This is a genomic window from Massilia sp. LMS1-1-1.1, from assembly GCF_040815535.1.
Taxonomy (GTDB): Bacteria; Pseudomonadota; Gammaproteobacteria; order Burkholderiales; family Burkholderiaceae_D; genus Janthinobacterium; species Janthinobacterium aestuarii.
On the sequence record NZ_JBFPNG010000034.1, the window covers coordinates 240,532 to 260,897 of the forward strand.

The 20,366-nt window shown below is 63.5% G+C and carries 20 protein-coding genes and 2 tRNA genes; 11 read left to right on the plus strand and 11 right to left on the minus strand.

Going from position 1 to position 20,366, the window contains the following annotated elements:
• Positions 1 to 50 precede the first annotated feature (50 nt).
• From MRBLMS1_RS19850 to MRBLMS1_RS19875, 6 genes are all read right to left on the minus strand, one after another.
• The gene (locus MRBLMS1_RS19850) at positions 51 to 248 is read right to left on the minus strand and encodes a hypothetical protein (protein ID WP_070301258.1); all 198 of its coding nucleotides are present in this window, start codon (positions 246 to 248) and stop codon (positions 51 to 53) included.
• A gap of 80 nt (positions 249 to 328) precedes the next feature.
• A complete protein-coding gene (xerD, locus tag MRBLMS1_RS19855; protein ID WP_225242529.1) occupies positions 329 to 1,246 on the minus strand; it encodes a site-specific tyrosine recombinase XerD in 918 nt (305 codons plus the stop codon).
• On the minus strand, positions 1,243 to 1,743 hold the full coding sequence (locus MRBLMS1_RS19860) for a methylated-DNA--[protein]-cysteine S-methyltransferase (protein WP_485881350.1): 501 nt from the start codon (positions 1,741 to 1,743) through the stop codon (positions 1,243 to 1,245). The genes xerD and MRBLMS1_RS19860 overlap by 4 nt, the downstream gene beginning before the upstream one ends.
• A 425-nt stretch (positions 1,744 to 2,168) precedes the next feature.
• Positions 2,169 to 3,449 (minus strand): TRAP transporter large permease, encoded by a 1,281-nt coding sequence (locus tag MRBLMS1_RS19865; protein WP_070223052.1) that lies wholly within the window; start codon positions 3,447 to 3,449, stop codon positions 2,169 to 2,171.
• Positions 3,446 to 4,018: a TRAP transporter small permease gene (locus MRBLMS1_RS19870; protein ID WP_099409695.1), complete on the minus strand. Its 573-nt coding sequence runs from the start codon at positions 4,016 to 4,018 to the stop codon at positions 3,446 to 3,448. Before MRBLMS1_RS19870 ends, MRBLMS1_RS19865 begins: the two co-directional genes overlap by 4 nt.
• A gap of 116 nt (positions 4,019 to 4,134) precedes the next feature.
• Positions 4,135 to 5,127, minus strand: coding sequence for a TRAP transporter substrate-binding protein (locus tag MRBLMS1_RS19875; RefSeq protein ID WP_436835987.1), 993 nt, complete (start codon positions 5,125 to 5,127; stop codon positions 4,135 to 4,137).
• A gap of 136 nt (positions 5,128 to 5,263) precedes the next feature.
• Here MRBLMS1_RS19875 and MRBLMS1_RS19880 point away from each other — a divergent pair, with 136 nt between their 5' ends.
• A complete protein-coding gene (locus MRBLMS1_RS19880) occupies positions 5,264 to 7,282 on the plus strand; it encodes a sensor histidine kinase (RefSeq protein ID WP_485881353.1) in 2,019 nt (672 codons plus the stop codon).
• Positions 7,283 to 7,314: 32 nt separating this feature from the next.
• Positions 7,315 to 7,899, plus strand: a complete 585-nt coding sequence (locus tag MRBLMS1_RS19885; protein WP_072455109.1) for a response regulator transcription factor — start codon at positions 7,315 to 7,317, stop codon at positions 7,897 to 7,899.
• Positions 7,900 to 8,022: 123 nt separating this feature from the next.
• On the opposite strand, the gene MRBLMS1_RS19890 is transcribed toward MRBLMS1_RS19885, so the two are convergent.
• Together MRBLMS1_RS19890 and MRBLMS1_RS19895 are read right to left on the minus strand one after the other, a co-directional pair.
• Positions 8,023 to 8,850: a siderophore-interacting protein gene (locus tag MRBLMS1_RS19890; protein WP_485881355.1), complete on the minus strand. Its 828-nt coding sequence runs from the start codon at positions 8,848 to 8,850 to the stop codon at positions 8,023 to 8,025.
• Positions 8,851 to 8,872: 22 nt separating this feature from the next.
• Complete coding sequence (locus MRBLMS1_RS19895; protein ID WP_034746852.1) at positions 8,873 to 9,421, minus strand: PadR family transcriptional regulator; 549 nt, start codon at positions 9,419 to 9,421, stop codon at positions 8,873 to 8,875.
• A gap of 221 nt (positions 9,422 to 9,642) precedes the next feature.
• Between MRBLMS1_RS19895 and MRBLMS1_RS19900 the strand changes: the two genes are divergently transcribed.
• Positions 9,643 to 10,020, plus strand: coding sequence for a DUF3052 family protein (locus MRBLMS1_RS19900; RefSeq protein WP_485881358.1), 378 nt, complete (start codon positions 9,643 to 9,645; stop codon positions 10,018 to 10,020).
• 7 nt (positions 10,021 to 10,027) lie between these two features.
• Here MRBLMS1_RS19900 and queG read toward each other — a convergent pair whose 3' ends face one another.
• Complete coding sequence (gene queG / locus MRBLMS1_RS19905) at positions 10,028 to 11,119, minus strand: tRNA epoxyqueuosine(34) reductase QueG (protein WP_485881359.1); 1,092 nt, start codon at positions 11,117 to 11,119, stop codon at positions 10,028 to 10,030.
• Between the two features lie 78 nt (positions 11,120 to 11,197).
• Here queG and tsaE point away from each other — a divergent pair, with 78 nt between their 5' ends.
• The 3 genes from tsaE to MRBLMS1_RS19920 are packed head-to-tail and all read left to right on the plus strand — an operon-like array spanning position 11,198 to position 13,898.
• The gene (tsaE, locus tag MRBLMS1_RS19910) at positions 11,198 to 11,686 is read left to right on the plus strand and encodes a tRNA (adenosine(37)-N6)-threonylcarbamoyltransferase complex ATPase subunit type 1 TsaE (RefSeq protein WP_034780043.1); all 489 of its coding nucleotides are present in this window, start codon (positions 11,198 to 11,200) and stop codon (positions 11,684 to 11,686) included.
• Positions 11,650 to 13,047, plus strand: a complete 1,398-nt coding sequence (locus MRBLMS1_RS19915; protein WP_128141978.1) for an N-acetylmuramoyl-L-alanine amidase — start codon at positions 11,650 to 11,652, stop codon at positions 13,045 to 13,047. Before tsaE ends, MRBLMS1_RS19915 begins: the two co-directional genes overlap by 37 nt.
• 14 nt (positions 13,048 to 13,061) lie before the next feature.
• Positions 13,062 to 13,898, plus strand: a complete 837-nt coding sequence (locus MRBLMS1_RS19920) for a D-hexose-6-phosphate mutarotase (RefSeq protein WP_485881362.1) — start codon at positions 13,062 to 13,064, stop codon at positions 13,896 to 13,898.
• Here MRBLMS1_RS19920 and MRBLMS1_RS19925 read toward each other — a convergent pair.
• Both MRBLMS1_RS19925 and MRBLMS1_RS19930 read right to left on the minus strand, forming a co-directional pair.
• Positions 13,895 to 14,926 (minus strand): carbonic anhydrase family protein, encoded by a 1,032-nt coding sequence (locus MRBLMS1_RS19925; protein WP_189396620.1) that lies wholly within the window; start codon positions 14,924 to 14,926, stop codon positions 13,895 to 13,897. The genes MRBLMS1_RS19920 and MRBLMS1_RS19925 overlap by 4 nt on opposite strands.
• Before the next feature lie 157 nt (positions 14,927 to 15,083).
• The gene (locus MRBLMS1_RS19930) at positions 15,084 to 15,734 is read right to left on the minus strand and encodes a VTT domain-containing protein (protein WP_139091208.1); all 651 of its coding nucleotides are present in this window, start codon (positions 15,732 to 15,734) and stop codon (positions 15,084 to 15,086) included.
• A gap of 248 nt (positions 15,735 to 15,982) precedes the next feature.
• Between MRBLMS1_RS19930 and MRBLMS1_RS19935 the strand changes: the two genes are divergently transcribed.
• From MRBLMS1_RS19935 to MRBLMS1_RS19955, 5 genes are all read left to right on the plus strand, one after another.
• Positions 15,983 to 16,921 carry a peptidylprolyl isomerase gene (locus MRBLMS1_RS19935; protein ID WP_485881365.1) on the plus strand — a complete coding sequence of 313 codons (939 nt, stop codon included), beginning with the start codon at positions 15,983 to 15,985 and terminating at the stop codon, positions 16,919 to 16,921.
• A gap of 118 nt (positions 16,922 to 17,039) precedes the next feature.
• Positions 17,040 to 18,953 carry a DNA mismatch repair endonuclease MutL gene (mutL, locus tag MRBLMS1_RS19940; RefSeq protein ID WP_485881367.1) on the plus strand — a complete coding sequence of 638 codons (1,914 nt, stop codon included), beginning with the start codon at positions 17,040 to 17,042 and terminating at the stop codon, positions 18,951 to 18,953.
• Positions 18,954 to 19,032: 79 nt separating this feature from the next.
• Positions 19,033 to 19,980: a tRNA (adenosine(37)-N6)-dimethylallyltransferase MiaA gene (miaA, locus tag MRBLMS1_RS19945; RefSeq protein ID WP_485881369.1), complete on the plus strand. Its 948-nt coding sequence runs from the start codon at positions 19,033 to 19,035 to the stop codon at positions 19,978 to 19,980.
• Between the two features lie 92 nt (positions 19,981 to 20,072).
• A tRNA-Met gene (locus MRBLMS1_RS19950) sits at positions 20,073 to 20,149 on the plus strand.
• Between the two features lie 59 nt (positions 20,150 to 20,208).
• Positions 20,209 to 20,285: transfer RNA gene (locus MRBLMS1_RS19955), tRNA-Met, on the plus strand.
• Positions 20,286 to 20,366 lie beyond the last annotated feature (81 nt).

Sequence of the window (20,366 nt, forward strand, 5' to 3'; positions counted from 1 at the left end):
GGAGTTACCGGCGCGGCGATGGTGCCGCACCGGTCGTCAAGCACGGGGAATTACTGGGGCTGGGCTGGCGCGTCGGTAGCGTCGTCCGCATCGTCCGCTTCGGGCTCTTCACCCTCGGCACCCTCTTCGCCTTCGGCCGGCTTCGGATTGTTCTTCGCTTCCAGCTTGCGCCTGGCTTTTTCCTCGGCTTTCTTCTTCTTTTCCAGCTCTTTTTGCCGTTTTTCGTATTGGAAATTTGTCTTGGCCATTTACTACCTCTTTAGTTTTTAGATGTTACAGATAAGCATATAAGGCACATTATGACGTAGTTGGAGCAAACACCAAATGTTTAGCCGCGTGGATGATGCTGCGCATGCAGCAGTTTCAGCCGTTCGCGGGCCACATGCGTGTAAATCTGCGTGGTGGAAATATCGGAGTGCCCCAGTAACAATTGCACAACACGCAAGTCCGCTCCATGGTTGAGCAAATGGGTGGCGAACGCGTGACGCAAGGTGTGCGGCGACAGCGGCGCCGTGATGCCGGCGCTCAGCGCATGTTTCTTGATGATGACCCAGAACATTTGCCGCGTCATGGCGCCCCCGCGCCGCGTGACGAACAGCGCGTCGTCCATTTGCCCGTCGAGGATGATGCCGCGCGCTTCCTTCAGGTAGCGCTCGATCCACAGCCGCGCCTGCTCACCGAACGGCACCAGCCGCGTCTTGCTGCCCTTGCCCGTGATGCGCAGCACGCCATCGTTGAGGCTCAGTTCCACGGATTTCAAGTCCACCAGTTCCGACACGCGCAAGCCGCTCGCATACATGAGTTCGAGCATGGTGCGTTCGCGCAGGCCCAGCGGCGTGCTCACGTCGGGCGCCGCCAGCAAGGCTTCCACCTGCGCTTCGCTCAGGGTATGCACGAAGCGCGCGGGCTGCTTGGCCGAGACCATCTTCAGGCACGGGTCGGCGGCGATATGCTTGTGCCGCAGGGCCAGCTGGTAAAACCGCTTGAGCACGGACAGGCGCCGGTTCGACGACGTCGCCTTGCTCTCGTCGTGGCGGGCCGCGAAATACGCTTCGATGTCGGCCGTGGAGACTTCGTACAGGCCCTCGCGCCCGGGCCGCGCCACTTCCAGCCAGCGCGCAAACAGCCGCATGTCGCGCCGGTAGGCGTCCAGCGAGTTTTTCGACAGGCCGTCTTCGAGCCACAGGCTGTCGCAGAATTCATCGATCAGGGTAGCGTTGTCGGGCGCCAGCAGGCTGTTCATCATAGGTAAGCCGCCACGCCTTCATGCGCCAGCAGCCAGCGCTTGACGCCCAGGTGGAAACCCGTCGCATCGTCATGGTGGGCAAAGCCGCCCAGGCCGCCAGCGGCCGTGACCCGGTGGCAGGGGATCACCACGGGAAACCAGTTGGCGCCGCAGGCCTGGCCCACGGCGCGCGGTGCCGAGCCGATCAGGCGCGCCACGTCGCCATACGTGCGCACCTGGCCGCGCGCAATGCCGCTGATCGCCGTCCACACCCGTTGCTGATAGGCGCTGCCCGAAGCGGCCAGCGGCAAGTCGAAGACATGATCGGGGTCACGGAAATAGCGCGCCAGTTGCTGGCAGGCCCGCTCGGAGACGGCATCCTGCGCGTCTTTTTCCGCAAAGTGCGGCGGCAGATACACCAGTTCGCATACCTGGCCATCCTGCGCGCGCACGCCCATGGCGCCGAATGGCGCGGCCACGATGGCGCTGAACAGTTCACTGCCCTGTTGTTTTTTCATCTGCTGATCATTATTCAAGTGTGGCATATATGCAACCTGCCGGCGCCGGAAACCGCGCCACGGGAATTATGCACCGACTTTGGGCGTGCCGGCGGACGTTTCCTGCGCACGAAAAAAAAGCGCACCAGTCGGTGCGCTTCAAATATTGCTTCACGTTCCCGGTCGTTTGGGTCCGCCGGTGCCGGCTTGTGGCCGCAGACAGCTATGACTCAACAACTTCTGTGAAACGTGTGTCTCCTCAATATATCCCCGGTATCAATACCGTTTTTATAGACCACTCCCCCACTAACCTTGTTACCAATTCTGTATTTCAGCCTTGCTACCGGGGCGCATATGCATATACGTGTTTCCCCTTGAGGCTGCCCATCATAGCGCATTTATTCGGCCGGATCGACTTTTTTTGCACCATGACGGGGACAACTGTTTTAGTTGTAAATTAAATTTGGCAGCCACAGCGAGATTTGTGGTACGTAGGTGATCAGGCCCAGGAAGGCCAGCATCGTCAGCAGCCACGGCATCACGGCCACGGTCAGCTCCGAAATGCCCATCTTCGTGATGCCGGACGCCACGTACAGGTTCAAGCCCACGGGCGGATGGCACATGCCGACCTCCATGTTGACCACGATCAGGATACCGAAGTGCACGGGATCGATGCCCAGCTTCATGGCGACGGGGAACAGAATAGGCGCCATGATCAACACGATGGACGACGGTTCCATGACGTTACCAGCCAACAACAGCAGCACGTTGACCACCAGCAGGAAGCTGATCACGCCCAGGCCCTTGCCCGTAATCCACTCGGCCATCGCTTGCGGGATGTTTTCACTGGTCATCAGGAACGAGAACAGCACGGCATTCGTGATGATGTACAGCAGCATCGCCGACATGGCGGCCGAATCGAGCAAGACCTTGCCCACTTGCTTGATCTTCAAGTCCTTGTAGACGAAGACGGCGATGATGAAGGCGTACACGGCAGCCATGGCGGCCGCTTCCGTCGGCGTGAAGGCGCCCGAATAGATGCCGCCCATGACGATGACGATCAAGAGCAAGCCCCAGGCGCTCTTCTTGAACGTGACGAAGCGCTCGCCCCAGCTGGCCTTCTGCATGCGCGGATAGTTGTGCTTGCGCGCCAAAAACCACGTCGTCAGGCCCAGCAGCATGGCCAGCATCATGCCGGGAATCACGCCGGCCATGAACAGCTTGCCCACCGAGGTATTCGTGCTGACGGAATACATCACCATCACGATCGACGGTGGAATCAAAATGCCCAGCGCGCCCGAGGTGGTGATGACGCCGGCGCCGAAACCGCGCGGATAGCCCTGCTTGACCATGGCCGGCAGGATGATGGAGCCGATCGCCACGACGGTGGCGGGGCTGGAGCCGGAGACGGCCGCAAACAGCGCGCACGCCATCACGCCGGCCAGCGCCAGGCCGCCGTGCCAGTGGCCGACCATGGAGCTGGCGAAGTTGATCATGCGCCGCGCCACCCCGCCATGCGTGAGGAAGTTGCCGGCCAAAATGAAGAAGGGGATGGCCATGATCTCGAATTTCTCGATGCCCGTGAAAATCTTCAGGGCCACCGATTCGATGGGCACGCTGGTCATGGTAAACAGGAACGTCAGTACCGTCAGGCCCAGCGAAATGGAAATCGGCATGCCGGTCAGCATCAGCGCCAGCAGCAACACAAAAATGATCAGCGCGTTCATGCCTTGGCTCCTTTTTCTTCAGCCGTCAGTTCATCTTCCAGCCCCTCGACATGCGAGTGGTCGTGTTTCGGCAAGGCGCCCGTCTTGATGAAATGCACCATCACTTGCAGGAAGCGGAAGCACATCAGGTAGGAACCGAGCGGCACGGCCAGGTAGACCAGCCACATCGGCACTTCCATGTCGGCCGAAGTCTGGTCCGTGTGGCCGATCGACCACACGAAGCTGGCGCCCAGGGTCCCGACGATGCCCGTAAACAGGGCACCGGCAGCCAGGCCGAAGACGATGAAACGGTCGCGCCAGCGCGGGTTCATGCGGTTGATCAGCACATCGACGCCCACGTGGATGCCCGTGCGCACACCATATGCGGCGCCGAACTTGGCCATCCAGACGAACATGTAGATGCACAGTTCCTGGGCCCAGCTGGTATTGATTTGAATCAGGAAGTCTTGCAGGCCCGGTATCGGCAGGCCCGCCAGGTAGCGGTGCACGACCGCGACGAAGATGATGAAGGTGGCCGCGCCCATCAGGGTCGCGATCAGCCACTCTTCCAGGTGATCCAGAAATTTCATGGTGGACTTTCAAAGAATGCGGGTACGCTGGCACCCGCGCAGGACGCGCAGGTGCCGTTGCTACAGAAAGACAGGGATGCCCCTGACAGCCTCGCCGGGTGGCGTGGCCAGCGCGATTACTTCGCGCTTTCCTTGTTGATCGCCGAGATCAGATCCTTGCCGATGCGCGCTTCCATGGCCTTCTGCACGGGCGCCAGCGCCTTGCGCCACTCGGCCTGTTCCTGCACCGTCAGGGTATAGATCTGCGTCTTGCCCGCTTTCTTGATGGCCTCGAGGGCCTGGTCGTTGTCGCGCTGGGCGATGGCTTTTTCAAACGTGGTCGCCTCGCGCATGGCTTTTTCCAGCTGGCCGCGGATATCGGGCGGCAAGCCATCCCAGAATTTCTTGTTGACGATGACGGCATAGCCCAGGTAGCCGTGGTTCGACACGGTCACGTGCTTTTGCACTTCATGCATCTTTTGCGTGTACATATTCGATGGCGGATTTTCCGTGCCGTCGACCACGCCCGTCTGCAGCGCCTGATACACTTCCGAGAAGGCCAGCACTTGCGGATTGGCGCCCAGCGCGCGCATCTGCGCGTCGAGTACCTTCGACGACTGGATGCGCATTTTCAGGCCCTTGAAGTCGGCCGGCATGTGCAGCGGCTTGTTGGCCGACATCACCTTGAAGCCGTTGTCCCAGTAGGCCAGGCCCGTGATACCCTTGGGTTCGAGTTTTTTCAGCAGGCTCTTGCCGATTTCGCCTTCGGTGACGTTGTACAGCGCCGTCTTGGTGGGGAAGATGTAGGGCAGGTCGAACGCTTCGAATTCCTTCACGCCCAGCGGGCCGAACTTGGCCAGCGACGGTGCCAGCATCTGCACGGCGCCCAGCTGCAGCGCTTCGAGTTCTTCCTTGTCCTTGTACAGCTGGCTGTTCGGGTACAGTTCGACCTTGACCTTGCCGTTCGTGGCTTTTTCGGCCAGCTGCTTGAAGCGCTCGGCGGCCTGGCCTTTCGGCGTGTCGGTCGCCACGACGTGGCTGAATTTGATGACGATGGGGGCTTGCGCGTAAGCGTGGACGCCGGCGGTGGCGCCGATGGCCGCGCACAGCGCGACGAACATGGTTTTCATCTGCATTTTTGTCTCCTGGATGGTTTTTGAAAAAACTTTATTATTTGTCTACTTGAATATTGTGCCAAAGAAACTGCTTCGGCTATTGTGGTTAACCACAATAGCCGGTTCCCGATAAGCCGCTACCCTGCCAGCCATGCCGACTCCCCCCACCCTTGCGCGCCGCTTCAAGCTATCGAGCCCGATGCGCTGGCTGCTGCCCGTCATCCTGCTGCTGCTGTTCCTGTCCATCCTGTTCTGGCTGCCCTGGCAGGCGCGCCAGATGGAAAGCAACGAGCGCCAGGAGCAGCTGATCGCCGACACCCTGTGGGTGGAGCAGACCATCCGCTTCCAGCTGGCGCGCAACGAGGAAAGCCTGTTCAATCTTGGCGTGGACATCGCCAGCGGCTCCCTGTCGGCGGAAAAAGTGCACGAACGGCTGCAGCAGATGTTGCGCAATGGCCGCGAATTGCAGCGCGTACTGTGGCTCGACACCAGCGGCAAGGTACTGGCCACCAGCGACAACAGCCTGCCGCACGCGCTCTCGTTTTCTCCGGCCTCGCTGACGGCGGCCGACAATGCGCGCCGTTTGCACCGGGGCCAGTACGCCCAGCCTTCGCAGCAGACGGGCTTTCCCGACGCGCCGCCGGGCGCCATGCTGATGGATTACCACCAGCCCCTGTTCGATGGCCAGCGCTACGTGGGCAGCCTGGTCGCCACCTACCAGATCAGCAGCCTGCTCGATGAAATGGTGCCGTGGTGGTTCGCCCAGGATAACCAGATTTCGCTGATCGACCGCGACGACAAGGTGCTGGCGCGGCGCGCCGCCGCCGGCCCCGGCCACGGCGTGTACACGCACAAGCGCGCGCTCGACGTGCCCGGCGCCAGCATCACCCTGTTTACCGACAGCGTGAAAAGCCAGCCCAAGCTGCTGCCCAATCTGCTGGTCGGCTCCGTCATCGCACTGTCGCTGGGTTTGCTGTGGAGCTTGCTGGCCCTGTGGCGCCATATTTCGCGCCGCCTGGTGGCAGAAGGCGCGCTGCGCCAGCAGATGCTGTTTCGCACGGCGATGGAAAACTCGCTGGTGACGGGCATGCGCGCGCGCGACCTGGAAGGCAGAGTCACGTACGTGAATCCCGCGTTTTGCCAGATCGTCGGCTATCCGCCCGAGGAAATCCTCGGGCGCCTGCCGCCCATGCCCTACTGGGTACCCGAAGCGCTGGAGGAATACCAGCAGCGCTTCGTCAAGGCCCTGGCCGGCAATCCCACGCCGCAGTTCGAAACCTATTTCCAGCGCCCGGACGGCACGCGGGTGCCCGTGCTGATCTTCGAGGCGCCCCTGGTGGACAAGAATGGCCAGCAGACGGGCTGGATGGGTTCCGTGCTCGACATCTCGGACCGCAAGCGCGTCGAAGAACTGAATCGCCAGCAGCAGGAAAAGCTGCAAACGAGCTCGCGCCTGGCCACCATGGGCGAGCTGGCGTCGATGCTGGCGCACGAATTGAACCAGCCGCTGGCGGCCATTTCCAGCTACACGACAGGCGCCCTGAATTTGATCCGCCGCGCCATCGACCATGACGCCCCCGTCGATCCGGGCACCTTGAAGCCGGCGCTGGAACAGGCCAGCGCGCAGGCGCAGCGGGCCGGCCAGATCATCCGCAGCGTGCACGATTTCGTGCGCAAGAGCGAGCCACAGCGCCAGGATATCGCCATCCGCACCCTGATCGACGGCATCCGCGCGCTGATCGACCTGCAGGCGCGCAAATACTATGTCACCATCCAGGAAGAGCTGCCGCCGGACCTGCCTCTGCTGCGCGCCGATCCCGTGATGATCGAGCAAGTGCTGCTGAACCTGACGCGCAACGCCATCGAGGCCATGCAGGATGCGGCGCCGGGACGGCGTATCATGCGCCTGCGGGCCAGCCACGACGCGCAGCAGGGCATGGTGACGGTGGACGTGATCGACCATGGCCATGGCATTCCCCAGGACGTGGCCGAACGGCTGTTTTCGCCGTTTTTCTCGACCAAGTCCGAAGGCATGGGCATGGGCCTGAACATCTGCCGCACCGCCATCGAATTTCACGGCGGCGCGCTGACCTTCGGCGCCAACCCCGCTGGCGGAACGATCTTTACCTTCAGCGTGCCGGCCGCGCCAAGCGCGCCGCACTCGCATTAACTAATAACGCATAACGACAAGCCGGAGACACCATGCTACACATCATCGACGACGAAGAGGTCGTACGCGACTCCCTGTCCTGGCTGGCCGCCTCGCGCAGCATCGAGGCGCGCAGCTACGCCAGCGCCCAGCAATTTCTCGATAGCCTCGATGGCAGCTTCGACGCCGCCGGCGACTGCGTGCTGCTCGACGTGCGCATGCCCGACATGAACGGCATCGCCATGTTCGACCAGCTGGTCAAGCGCGACCTGACGGCGCGCCTGCCCGTGATCTTCCTCACCGGCCACGGCGACGTGCCGATGGCCGTCGACAGCCTGAAACGGGGCGCCTTCGATTTCTTTGAAAAGCCGTTCAACGACAACGACCTGATGGACCGCGTGCAGCAAGGCCTGGCCAACTCGCGCCAGGCCGGCGAGCTGGCCGCCGTGCACGCGCGCCTAGCCACCCTGTCGACGCGCGAACGCGAAGTGCTGGACCTGATTTTGGCGGGCAAGATGAACAAGGTGGTGGCCGACAAGCTGGGCATCAGCATGCGCACCGTGGAAGTGCACCGCGCGCATATCTTCGACAAGATGCAGGTCAAGACGGCGGTGGAGCTGGCGGGGTTGTTGAAGTAATGACGCTGATGTTGGATTACGCGGCGCTCGCGCGCCGCTAATCCAACCTACGTTGCAATATAGGCCGGCGTAGGTCGGCGTAGGTCGGCTTAGCGCAACGCGCGTAAGCCGACACCACCACCATCACTCATCATGGTGTTCATGATGCTCCGCCGCCCCATGCTTCCAGTAACTGGCCACGTGCAGATGCTGCTTCGGCACCCCGGCATCAATGAAGTGCCCGCGCAAGCCCTGCACCTGCGCATGCTCGCACGCCACCCACACATAGCCGTCGCCATCCTGCGGCAAGGCGACCTGCGCCAGCGCTTCCAGCAGCAGCGGTCCCTTGCGGCCATTGCGCGCGACCCAGCGCACGTCCAGTTGCGCCACGCAATCGAGCGCGATCTGCTCGCCGTCTTCGACGATCTCGATCACGGCAATGGCCCGCGCCGTGGCCGGCAACTGCTCCAGGCGGCGGGCGATGGCCGGCAAGGCCGTCTGGTCGCCCACCAGCACATACCAGTCGAAGTCGAGCGGCACTAGCATCGAGCCGCGCGGGCCGCCCACGCCCAGGGTCTGCCCGGGCGCGGCTTGCGCCGCCCAGCTGGCTGCGGGGCCGTCGCCATGCAGCACGAAGTCGATGTCCAGCTCGCGCCGCGCGGCGTCGTAGCGGCGCGGCGTGTAGTTGCGGGCGATGGGGCGCGCGCCTTCCGCGTACTGGATGGGATTCGGCCCATTGCCCAGCACGGGGAACACGGGCGTGGTCTCGCCGGGTGCGGGGAAGAACAGTTTCACGTGGTCGTCGTGCGCCGGCGAGACAAAGCCATCGAGGTCGCCGCCCGCCAGGGTGATGCGGCGCATGTGCGGCGTGATCTGCTCGGTGCGCACGACGGTGAGCACGCGCAGTGTCAAGTCATGCCGCACGCGCTCGATGGCGTGCGGGCGTGGTGCTGTAGTTGATACACTAGTCATTGCTTGTCCTTGTAAAGTGGGCTCAGTGGCCGTCGACGATGGCGTTCGCCGCCTGTTCCAGCACGGCGGAGACACGCTCGGCTTCCGCGTCGCTCCAATTGGTCTTGTTCAGCAGCAGCGCATGCTTCAAGGTATGCATGGCCTGGTGCACGCGCTCGGGCAAGGCCTTGCGCGCCTGGACGCGGGCAAACATGTCGAGGCGGGCCAGGATGCCATCGACCTGGGCGCGGTTCTCGTCCAGATACGCGCGGCCCAGGTCCGTGATCGTGTAGAGCTTCTTGCCGCTGGCGCTTTCGGACGACGTCACGTGGTCCTGCTCTTCCAGCAGGGTCAAGGTCGGATACACGGCGCCCGGGCTGGGGGCGTACGCGCCGCCGCAACGCTCTTCGATGGCCTTGATGATTTCATAGCCGTGGCGGGGGCTGATTTCAATCAGCGCCAGCACGATCAGCGGCAAGTCGCCGCGGCCGAAAACGCGCTCGGCCCGCTCGCCGCGCCCACCGCGCCCGCCAGGACCACCGCCCATGCCATCACCGCGCTCGTCGAAGCCGCGCGGGCCGCGGCCATGCATGGAGTATTCGTGGCGATGCTCGCCATGGTGGTGGTGGTGATGCTGGCCGCAATGGCCGTGATGATGATGGCCGCCGTGGCCGTGTTCTGCGTGGTGTGAGTTTCTCATGTTTTCTCTTTAAAGATATATCGTTAGTAGGTATCGCTATTTTATAACGATATATCGATAAGTCAAGGAGAAATTTGTTATGCTCGTCTTTTCCCAATCGACACGCCGATGCCATGCCCGACAAAACCGCCGTTGACAAAATGTACGTGAAAAATGCCACGGCCCTGGCCGTGCTCAATGACGGCGGCGAGCATGGGGCATTGCTGGCGCAGTTGCCGGCCAAGCGGGTGGTACGGGAAGGTGACAATGCCGACTGGATCCTGCTGTTCGCGCGCAGCCGCGCGGAACTGGAACAGTTCCTGCCGGTAGCGCAAGCGCGCCTGGCGCCGGGCGGCGCCCTCTGGGTGGCGTACCGCAAGGGCGGCGTGAAGGCGGGCAGCGACATCCACCGCGACGATATTCGCCTGTATGCGCAGGAATCAGGACTCGACAGCGTGGCGATGGTCGCCATCGACGCCGGCTGGTCGGCGCTGCGCCTGAAGCAGGTGTAAGGACGGTCTAGGCGATGCCGTGCAAGGCCAGCGCCCATTCGACGTGTTCGCGCACGATGGCCGACGGGTGCTCGCGGCGCGACAACAGGGCCGCGACGATATCGGCCTGGCCTTTGGCCTTGGCGGCCGCGTTGCCCATGCCGACGGCCAGGTTGCGCAGCCAGCGTTCGTGGCCGATGCGGCGGATCGCGCTGCCTTCCATGCGGCGGTTGAATTCCTCTTCCGTCCAGGCGAACAGCTCCACCATGCCGGCGCTGCCCAGGCTGTGGCGCTCGTCGAAGTCCGGCACGACGGCGCGCTGGGCGAACTTGTTCCACGGGCAGACGGTCTGGCAATCGTCGCAGCCATACACCTTGTTGCCGATCAGGGGCCGCATCTCGACGGGAATGGCGCCCTTCAATTCGATCGTCAGGTAAGAGATGCAGCGGCGCGCGTCGAGCTGGTACGGTCCCAGGATCGCTTGCGTCGGGCACACAGTGATGCACGCCGAGCACTGGCCGCAGCGCGGCGTTTCCGGCGGGTCGACGGGCAGCGGCACGTCGATGAGGATCTCGCCAAGGAAAAAGAAGGAGCCGCCCTGGCGGTTGATCAGCAAGGTGTGCTTGCCGCGCCAGCCCAATCCCCCTTTTTGCGCCAGCTCGACTTCCATCACGGGCGCCGAATCGCTGAAGACGCGGTAGCCGAAGTCGCCGATCTCGCCCTTGATGCGCTCGGCCAGCTGCTGCAGGCGCGAACGCATCACCTTGTGGTAATCGCGGCCCCGCGCATACACGGAGATCACGGCCGCCTCGGGATCGGCGTCGCGCGCCGCCTCTCTTTCGCGCCAGTCAGGCCCCAGCGCCGGCGGCAGATAATTCATGCGCGCGCTGATGGCGCGCACCGTGCCCGGCACCAGTTCGGCCGGGCGCGCACGCTTCATGCCGTGGCTGGCCATATAATCCATTTCGCCGTGATACCCTGCAGCTAGCCAGGCTTGCAGCGGCGCTTCCATGTACGACAGGTCGACGTCGGCGATGCGCACCTCGGCAAAACCAAGCTCGCGCCCCCATTCTTTGATGGTGCGCGCCAGGACGGCGAGATCGGTGACGGTGGCGGACATAGGGGACTTTACGGAAAACGGCAGGCGCGCGGGCGGTTACAATGACAGCAGCCTCCATTTTATGCGATACCGAAGATAATGACCGAACACTTCAAAGCCCACCTCCACGACGAAGCCGGCACCGCCGCGCTGGGCGCCGCGCTGGCGCGCGCGCTGGCGCCGGGCCTGGCGATCTACCTGCACGGCGACCTCGGTGCCGGCAAGACGGCCCTCACGCGCGCCCTGCTGCACGCGGCCGGCCATGCGGGCCACGTGAAAAGCCCCACCTATACCCTGTCCGAACCGTACACGGTGCAGCTCGACGGCCAGAGCGTCAACGTCATCCACTTCGACCTGTACCGCATGGGCAGCGCCGAGGAATTCCTCGACGCGGGCTTTCGCGAAGACTTCGACGGCCGCAATATCTGCATCGTCGAATGGCCGGAGAAAGCCGAACCGGTACTGCCGCCGGCCGACCTGAATATTTATTTGAACGTTGCGGGTACAGGACGTGATGTAGAATTGCAAGCGTCTTCTGAATTGGGTCTGTCATGCCTTCACCGTCTCAAATTCGCCCCGAACCTTTGATCTCCTCGCCCATCACCCGGCGCACGGTCCTCAAGGCCGGCGGCACCCTGCTGTTGTCCGTGTTCGCGCCCATGTCGGCGATGGCGGCGCAAATTCTCGCCGTGCGCGTCTGGCCGGCCGAGGACTACACGCGCGTCACCCTGGAAAACGACAGCATCCTCAAGGCGACCCACTTCATCGTCAAGGACCCGGAACGGCTGGTGGTCGACATCGAAGGGCTGGAACTCAATCCCACCCTGAAGGGCCTGGTGGCGAAGATCCAGTCGAACGACCCGTACATCAAGCAGGTGCGCGTGGGCCAGAATCGGCCCAACGTCGTGCGCCTGGTGTTCGACCTGAAAGAGGAAATCACGCCGCAGCTGTTTACCCTGCCGCCGGCCGGCTCCTATAACCACCGTTTGATCTTCGACCTGTATCCCGTGCGCGAGCCGGACCTGATCGCGCAGATGATCGAGAAGGGCGACTGGTCGAGCGACCCGGCCAAGCCACCGATGGCCGATACGCATACGCCGCCGCCCGCGCTGCCTCTGCCCGAGAGCGGCAAGCCGCCCGTGGCCGCCGTCACACCGGCAACGCCGATCGTTCCGCCCGTTCCCGACGTACGCCCGGAACAGCGCCCCGAAGCGCGCCCCCTGCCTGGCCAGAAAGTGGTGCGCATGATTACCATCGCCCTCGATCCCGGCCACGGCGGCGAAGACCCGGGCGCCATGGGCAGCCGGGGCAGCCGCGAAAAAGACGTGGTGCTGGCCATTGCCAAGCGCCTCAAGACCAAGCTGGAACTGCAGCCGAACATGCGCGTCATGCTTACGCGCGACGCCGACTTCTTCGTCCCGCTGGGCATGCGCGTGGAAAAAGCGCGCAAGGTGCAGGCCGACCTGTTCGTCTCGATCCACGCCGACGCCTTCATCCAGCCGACGGCGCGCGGTTCGTCCGTGTTCGTGCTGTCCGAAAAGGGCGCCACCTCGACGGCCGCGCGCTGGCTGGCCAACAAGGAAAACCAGGCCGACCTGATCGGCGGCGTGAACGTGAAGAACCACGACAAGCAGCTGGCCAGCGTGCTGCTCGACCTGTCGACGACGGCGCAGATCAATGACAGCATGAAGCTGGGCAAGGCCGTGCTGCGCGAAATCGGCGGCATCAACCGCCTGCACAAGGGTTCCGTCGAGCAGGCCGGCTTCGCCGTGCTGAAAGCGCCGGACATCCCTTCCATCCTGATCGAGACAGCTTTTATTTCGAATCCGGAAGAAGAAGCCAAGCTGACCGACAACGGCTACCAGGACCAGATGGCCGACGCCATCGTCACGGGCATCAAGAATTATTTTGCAAAGAATCCGCCGCTGGCGAAAAGCCGCCTGACCTGACATGAAAGCCTAGCATGAGCGAGAGTATCTTTGGCGAGCTGCCGGCCGTGACCATCCGCGCGGCCGATGGCGCGCAGGCGACCGTCACCCTGTACGGCGGCCATCTGGTCTCGTGGCAGACCAGCGATGGCCAGGAGCGCCTGTTCTGCAGCAGCGCATCGAGCCTCGACGGCAGCCGCGCCATCCGGGGCGGCGTGCCGGTGATCTTCCCGCAGTTCGGCGCGCGCGGCACGGGCATGCGCCACGGCTTTGCGCGCGTGGCGACGTGGCAGCTGGAATCGAGCGGCGACAGCGATGGTGCCGCATGGGCGCAATTTGTCCTGACCCAGGCCGACTTGCCCGAAGCGATCGCCGCCAGCTGGGCCTGGGCCTTCACCTTGCGCCTGCGCGTGGCCGTCAAGGCGCAGGCGCTGGAACTGGAGCTGTCCGTGCACAACACGGGCGAGCAGGCGTTCCCGTTCTCGGCCGCCCTGCATACGTATTTTTCGATTGATGATTTGAGCGAAGCGCGCATCAAAGGCTTGCAGCGCGTGCGCTATTCGGACGAGACGCCGCAAGATGCCTTGCAGGCGGAAGAAGTACTGCAATTTTCGGACAAGCTCGACCGCATCTACTACCAGCTGCCGGGCGCCTTGACCGTGCAGTCTGGCCGCCATACCCTGCGCCTGGAGCAGCAGGGCTTTACGGACGCCGTCGTGTGGAACCCGGGCGCGCAAGATGCGGCCGCCCTGCCCGACCTGGCCGACGACGAGCAGCCGCGCTTCATCTGCATCGAACCTGCCCTGATCCAGCCCGACCTGCTTGCCGCCGGCGCCGAATGGACCGGGCGCCAGCGCCTCGCATTCGTTTAATTCGATTCCTTGATGATGCGGCCATTGGTCGGCTGAATCGGGCGCGCATTCAAGGGATACAGACGGCTGAACAACGCCATCTGCGCCGGCGACGCCTGCACCGGCTGCTTCATCACCATCCACAGCACGCCTTCGCTGCAAGGCGGCTCCGTCATCGATCCCATATACGTGTAGTAGTCGCGCCGCGCCGGCAGCATTTCGGCCGGGTCGAGCAGGATGGTCGGCTGCATGGTTTCGAATTTTTCCAGCGGCAGGTTGTTCCACACGGTCTGGATGGTCGCTTGCGGCGCACCGCGTTCCAGCAGCAGCGCCAGCACGGCTTGCCGGCCTTCCGCGTCGCGGTGCACCAGGTGCACCACCATCTCGAACGCCTTGCCATTGATACGCTCTTCGGACGGGCGGTGGAAATGGAATTGCTGCAGCTCGAACATGCGGTTCTGCACCGTGATGTAATTGCCGCCGCTCACGCCCACCTGCACCGTGTGGCCATTGTCGACCACATTGAACGACGACGGGCGGTAGTCAAAGCTGATCTGCTCAAGCTCCACCTTCATGCCGTCGCGGATATCGATCGGCGACTGGCGGCTGCCATTGCCGCACTTGCCCCAGTCGACGTTGATCTTGCTCCAGTTGGCCGGGCCGCTGTCGCCCTCGTACGACCAGTGCGTGCCACGCGCCACGGGCGGTGGCGGTGGCGGCGCGGCCTTCACCACAGCGGCGCGCTTGGCGCGGGCGGCGGCACGGGCCGCCTGGGTGGCGCGCATTTCCGCCAGGCGCGCGGCGATGCGTTCGGACAGGTCGACTTCGGCCGCTTCCTCCTTTTCGCGCGCCGTGGGCGCGACGACGACAGGCGCCTTGGCCTCCTTGCCCTTCACCGACTCGGTCAGGGTTTTCATGGCGGCCGCGCGCGCCGAGGCCGACATGGGTGCGGATGCGGTGGCGCTCGCCGGGGCGGGGGCATCTTTGGCGCTTGCCATGGCCGTCATCACGGCAAGGCTGCAAGCTAACAGGGCGCTCAAATGTCGCATGGAAATCCAGAAAGTGAGAATACCTTCTGGTTTACGGCTGTAAAGCAACAAAACTTGAATCAGGGCAGGAGCAAAACAGAAGTACCGAAGAGAAAACGAGATCCAGGGCCAGCTGCGGACGGCGCCGCAGCATGCTTGCCCTGGATCTTTGCAGCAATTACGCCGACTTGCCGACCATGCGCTTGTAGAGTTTCCACATGCCGCCCAGTACCACCGGCACGACGGCGGCGCCGACACCGATCAGCACGATCAAGGTCAGGTGGTCGCGGATCCACGGGATATTGCCGAAGAAGTAACCGGCCGTGACCAGACCGACCACCCACAACAGGGCGCCCGTGATGTTGTACATCTGGAAGCGCGCATGCGTCATGTCGGAAATGCCGGCCACGAACGGGGCAAAGGTACGCACCACCGGCACGAAACGGGCCAGGATGATGGTCTTGCCACCGTGCTTTTCAAAGAATTCATGCGTGCGGCGCATGGCGTCCTTGTTGATCCAGCGGTAATCGTGGGTAAACACCCTCTGCCCGATGGCCTCGCCTATCCAGTAATTGAGCGTATTGCCCGTGATGGCCGCCGTGACGAGCAGGAAGATCAGCAAGCCCAAGTGCATCTGTCCCGTCGCGCAAAACGCGCCGGCGATAAACAGCAAGGTATCCCCAGGGAAGAAAAACAGCACCACGAGGCCTGTCTCGCAAAAAATAATGGCGAACAGCACCGCATACACGAGGGTGCCGTACTGCTCGATCAAGATACCCAACGTCTTGTCGACATGCACGATCATGTCGAGGAATTGCACAAAATCCATATATTTTTCCCTAAAGGTAGCGGCGGAATCATACACCACCCGGCCCGCGCAACGGCAGTCCCCGGGCCGATATTTCTGGATTAATTATGCGTCGCCCTTGCGCGTGTGGCAATTTAAGTAAAGGTTAAGGAAACGCCATATCGGCAGGCAACTGTCAGGATTACGGTATGCAATGTTTTTACGACGAAATATTGCCATTCCGGTATACACTTTCTGCACAACGCAACCCGCGTCGACCAGGAGAAAACATGTATCGACACCCACTGAGCGGCCTGACCATGGCCACCGTACTGGGCCTTGCACAGCTGGCTGCCCACGCCGCGCCCGTCCAGATCAAGGCGCCCGCCGAACTGCCCGCCAAGGCGACCTTGGCCGACGTGATCAAGGCCTCGAAGCCGTCCGACTGGCGTCCGCTGGACCCGGACAACACCCTGTACCTCGACATTCCCGCCGGCCGCGTGGTGATCGAACTGGCACCGGACTTCGCGCCCAAGCACGTGGCCAACATCAAGGCCCTGGTGGCGGAACAGTATTACGACGGCCTGGCCATCACGCGCGCGCAGGACAACTGGGTGGCGCAGTGGGGCGATCCGAACGAGAAGAATCCCAAGCCGATCCAGCATGCGCAGCGCACCCTGCCCGGCGAATTCACCGTGCCCCTGAAAACCATCAAGAGCTTCACGCGCCTGCCGGACGTCGACGGCTATGCGCCGCAAGTGGGCCATTCGAACGGTTTCCCATCCGCGCGCGATCCGAAAACCGGCACGGCCTGGCTCACGCATTGCTATGCCACCGTGGGCGTGGGCCGCGACAGCGCCAGCGACAGCGGCGGCGGCACGGAGCTGTACGCCGTCATCGGCCAGTCGCCGCGCCACCTGGACCGCGACATCACCGTCGTCGGCAGGGTCGTCTCCGGCATGCCATTGCTGTCCACCCTGCCAAGGGGCACGGGGCCCATGGGCTTTTATGACAGCCCCGAGAAAAACGTGCCGATCAAGTCCATCCGCCTGGCCGCCAGCGTGCCCCCCGAGCAGCGCAGCAAGCTGGAAGTGATGCGCACCGACAGCGCCGCCTACCAGGCCGTGCTGGAAGCCCAGCGCCACCGCGGCGGCCCGTGGAGCAAGGTCACGGCCGGCCACGTCGACGTGTGCAATGCGCCGATACCGGTGCGGGAGGTGGGGAAATAAAGCGACCCGAAAGGCAAGTTCCGGGGTCGTACCCTCAGGGTACGACCCCGGCCTTCGTTTTGGGTTTCGGGCATCAGCACAGCAGCGCCTCCCCTTGCGAACCCGTTATAATCAGCGCATGAACGCTCCCATCACGCCCCACCGCCCGATCCAGGCTCTGCCTGACCAGTTGATTTCGCAAATCGCCGCCGGCGAGGTGGTCGAGCGGCCATCGGCCGTCGTCAAGGAACTGCTGGAAAACGCGCTCGACTCGGGCGCCACGCAGATCACGGTGCGGCTGGAAGAAGGGGGCGTGAAACGCATCGCCATTACCGACAACGGCCGCGGCATCGACAAGGATCAGCTGCCGCTGGCCCTGGCGCGCCACGCCACGTCGAAGATCGCCTCGCTGCACGACCTGGAAAACGTGGGCACCCTGGGCTTTCGCGGCGAGGCGCTGGCCTCGATCGCCTCGGTGGCCGCCGTGACCGTGACGTCGCGCACGATGGATGCGGCCCATGCGTGGGAAATCGTCGGCTCGCACAATGGCAGCGTCTCGCCGTCGTCGGGCGCGCACGGCACCACGGTCGATGTGCAAGACCTGTATTTCAACACGCCTGCGCGGCGCAAATTCCTCAAATCCGAGCAGACGGAATACGGCCACTGCGCCGAAGTCGTGCGCCGCATCGCGCTGGCGCGGCCGGACGTATCGTTCTCGCTGTCGCACAACGGCCGCACCATCGACCAGTGGAATATCAGCGAACTGGCCAAGCGCAGCGCCCACATCCTCGGTAACGACTTCGCCGAAGCGCGCCTGGCGCTGGACGAATCGGCCGGCAGCCTGCGCATCCACGGTTTTGCCGGCTTGCCGACGGCGTCGAAGGCGCGCGCCGATGGCCAGTTCTTTTATGTCAACGGGCGCTTCGTGCGCGACAAGCTGCTGGTGCACGCCGTGCGCATGGCCTACCAGGACGTGCTGCATGGCGACCGTTTTCCATCGTACGTGCTGGCGCTCGACCTCGACCCGGCCCTGGTCGACGTCAACGTGCACCCGTCGAAGATCGAAGTGCGCTTCCGCGACAGCCGTTCCGTGCACCAGTTCGTTTTCCACGCCGTGCAGCGCGCGCTGGCGCAGACGTCCGCCACGGCCTTCGGCAGCGTGCCGGCGCCCCTGCCGGCCGCTTCCAGCCTGGGCGGCGATACCGCCGGCGCGGGTTTGGGCGGCCCCGGCATCTGGCGCCGCGAGCAGACGCAGACGTTGTTCGGCGCGCAATTCACGAATACCTTTGCGCCCGCCTCGCCCGGCGCGAACCTTCCCTTCTTTGCCGACGCGCCAGGTGTGGCCCAGGACACGGCAGCCTATGGCGCCCTGTTCGGCGGCGGCGCAGCTGCCGCCAACTCGCCGATCACGCAAGTGGAACCCTACATCGCCTCGCCCGAAGCGATGGCGCGCGAAGAGTATCCGCTGGGCTTTGCCCTGGCCCAGCTGCATGGCATCTACATCCTGGCGCAGAACACCAAGGGCCTGGTGCTGGTCGACATGCACGCGGCGCACGAGCGCATCCTGTACGAGCAGCTGAAAAACGCGCTGCAGGCGCAGGTCTCGGGCCAGGACATGCAGGTGCAATCCTTGCTGATCCCCGTGACGTTCTACGCGGATGCCATCGAGGTGTCGACGGCGAATGAAAACCAGGACACGTTGAAAGCGCTGGGCTTCGACATCGCGGCCCTGTCGCCCACCACGCTGGCCGTGCGCAGCGTGCCGACCCTGCTCAAAAACGCGGACGCGCAAACCCTGGCGCGCGACGTGCTGCGCGACGTGCGCGAATACGGCGGCTCGCGCGTGCTGATCGAGCGCCAGAACGAATTGCTGGGCACCCTGGCCTGCCACACGGCCGTGCGCGCCAACCGGATCTTGTCGGTGCAGGAAATGAACTCCCTGCTGCGCCAGATGGAGAGCACGGAACGCGCCGACCAGTGCAACCATGGCCGGCCGACGTGGGTGCAGGTCGAGATCAACGCGCTCGATAAACTGTTCCTGCGCGGCCAATAAAATTCCGGGGTCAGACCCGCCGGGTCTGACCCCAGCCTTTGCCTTGGGGCCCCCATCGCAAGCACATCAAAAAAGCATCATGACAAACACCCATACCCTCCCCCTGGCCGTCGCCATCATGGGCCCCACGGCCAGCGGCAAGACGGCCAGTGCGCTGGCCATCGCGCAAGCGATTCCGTCCGAGATCATCTCCGTCGATTCCGCCCTCGTCTACCGCGGCATGGATATCGGCACGGCCAAGCCGTCGCAGGAAGAACTGGCCGCCGTACCGCATCATCTGATCGACATCATCGACCCGCTGGACGCCTATTCCGTGGCGCAGTTCCGCAACGACACCCTGCGCCTGGTGGCGGAGATCTCGGCGCGCGGGAAGCTGCCGCTGCTCGTCGGCGGCACCATGCTGTATTTTAAAGGCCTGGCCGATGGCCTCGACGACTTGCCCGGCGCCGATCCCGTGCTGCGCGCCCAGCTGGAAGAAGACGCGGCCGCCATCGGCTGGCCCGCCATGCATGCGCGCCTGGCGCAGCAAGATCCCGTCACGGCCGCGCGCCTGGCGCCGCAGGACGCGCAGCGCATCGGCCGCGCGCTGGAAATCATCGCCCTGTCCGGCCAGCCCATGTCGGCCCTGCTGGACCGCCGCGAAAAGACCGTGCTGCCGTTTCAATTGCAATCGTTCGCGCTGGAACCGTCCGACCGCGCCGTGCTGCATGCGCGCATCGCCACGCGTTTCGACCTCATGCTGAAAAACGACGCCCTGCTCGATGAAGTGGATGGGTTGCGCCGGCGCGGCGACCTGCACCCGGGTCTGCCCTCGATGCGCTGCGTGGGCTACCGCCAGGCCTGGGACTACCTCGATGGCCGCATCGACCGCGCCGCCTTGCGCGAGACGGGCATCATCGCCACACGCCAGCTGGCCAAACGCCAGCTGACCTGGTTACGCTCGATGCCGGAACGCATCGTCATCGACTGCCTGGGCCCTGATCCGGCCTCGTCCATGCTGGCGCAGATCCAGCCGTTATTGAAATAATCATGCCTGCGCCGGTGCGTGAAAAAACCGCACATTTTTTTTGCGCCGGCATTGACAAGGAAATGGGAAGACTGGATAATGCTCGGCTGTTGGGTGATATAGCTCAGTTGGTTAGAGCACAGCATTCATAATGCTGGGGTCGGTGGTTCAAGTCCACCTATCACCACCAAAGAACATCGATCAGGTTTCCTCTGGTCAAAACGAGCATCCGGTCTGACCGGTCTGTTTGGTGATATAGCTCAGTTGGTTAGAGCACAGCATTCATAATGCTGGGGTCGGTGGTTCAAGTCCACCTATCACCACCAAGAATTTGCAGTATGAAGAACCCGCCCCTGCCCCGTGCAGCGGCGGGTTTTTTCATTTCCGGCAGCACCGCGCATGCGGCC

Bases quoted from the DNA above. Each gene is read 5' to 3' on its own strand.
- MRBLMS1_RS19930 (WP_139091208.1), bottom strand. From the start codon at position 15,734: ATGGATTTTGTGCAATTCCTCGACATGATCGTGCATGTCGACAAGACG.
- mutL (WP_485881367.1), top strand. From the start codon at position 17,040: ATGAACGCTCCCATCACGCCCCACCGCCCGATCCAGGCTCTGCCTGAC.
- MRBLMS1_RS19890 (WP_485881355.1), bottom strand. From the start codon at position 8,850: ATGACTAGTGTATCAACTACAGCACCACGCCCGCACGCCATCGAGCGC.
- MRBLMS1_RS19880 (WP_485881353.1), top strand. From the start codon at position 5,264: ATGCCGACTCCCCCCACCCTTGCGCGCCGCTTCAAGCTATCGAGCCCG.
- MRBLMS1_RS19920 (WP_485881362.1), top strand. From the start codon at position 13,062: ATGAGCGAGAGTATCTTTGGCGAGCTGCCGGCCGTGACCATCCGCGCG.
- MRBLMS1_RS19900 (WP_485881358.1), top strand. From the start codon at position 9,643: ATGCCCGACAAAACCGCCGTTGACAAAATGTACGTGAAAAATGCCACG.
- xerD (WP_225242529.1), bottom strand. From the start codon at position 1,246: ATGATGAACAGCCTGCTGGCGCCCGACAACGCTACCCTGATCGATGAA.
- miaA (WP_485881369.1), top strand. From the start codon at position 19,033: ATGACAAACACCCATACCCTCCCCCTGGCCGTCGCCATCATGGGCCCC.
- tsaE (WP_034780043.1), top strand. From the start codon at position 11,198: ATGACCGAACACTTCAAAGCCCACCTCCACGACGAAGCCGGCACCGCC.
- MRBLMS1_RS19925 (WP_189396620.1), bottom strand. From the start codon at position 14,926: ATGCGACATTTGAGCGCCCTGTTAGCTTGCAGCCTTGCCGTGATGACG.
- MRBLMS1_RS19870 (WP_099409695.1), bottom strand. From the start codon at position 4,018: ATGAAATTTCTGGATCACCTGGAAGAGTGGCTGATCGCGACCCTGATG.
- MRBLMS1_RS19915 (WP_128141978.1), top strand. From the start codon at position 11,650: ATGCCTTCACCGTCTCAAATTCGCCCCGAACCTTTGATCTCCTCGCCC.
- MRBLMS1_RS19895 (WP_034746852.1), bottom strand. From the start codon at position 9,421: ATGCATGGCCGCGGCCCGCGCGGCTTCGACGAGCGCGGTGATGGCATG.
- MRBLMS1_RS19875 (WP_436835987.1), bottom strand. From the start codon at position 5,127: ATGAAAACCATGTTCGTCGCGCTGTGCGCGGCCATCGGCGCCACCGCC.
- MRBLMS1_RS19850 (WP_070301258.1), bottom strand. From the start codon at position 248: ATGGCCAAGACAAATTTCCAATACGAAAAACGGCAAAAAGAGCTGGAA.
- queG (WP_485881359.1), bottom strand. From the start codon at position 11,119: ATGTCCGCCACCGTCACCGATCTCGCCGTCCTGGCGCGCACCATCAAA.
- MRBLMS1_RS19860 (WP_485881350.1), bottom strand. From the start codon at position 1,743: ATGAAAAAACAACAGGGCAGTGAACTGTTCAGCGCCATCGTGGCCGCG.
- MRBLMS1_RS19935 (WP_485881365.1), top strand. From the start codon at position 15,983: ATGTATCGACACCCACTGAGCGGCCTGACCATGGCCACCGTACTGGGC.
- MRBLMS1_RS19885 (WP_072455109.1), top strand. From the start codon at position 7,315: ATGCTACACATCATCGACGACGAAGAGGTCGTACGCGACTCCCTGTCC.
- MRBLMS1_RS19865 (WP_070223052.1), bottom strand. From the start codon at position 3,449: ATGAACGCGCTGATCATTTTTGTGTTGCTGCTGGCGCTGATGCTGACC.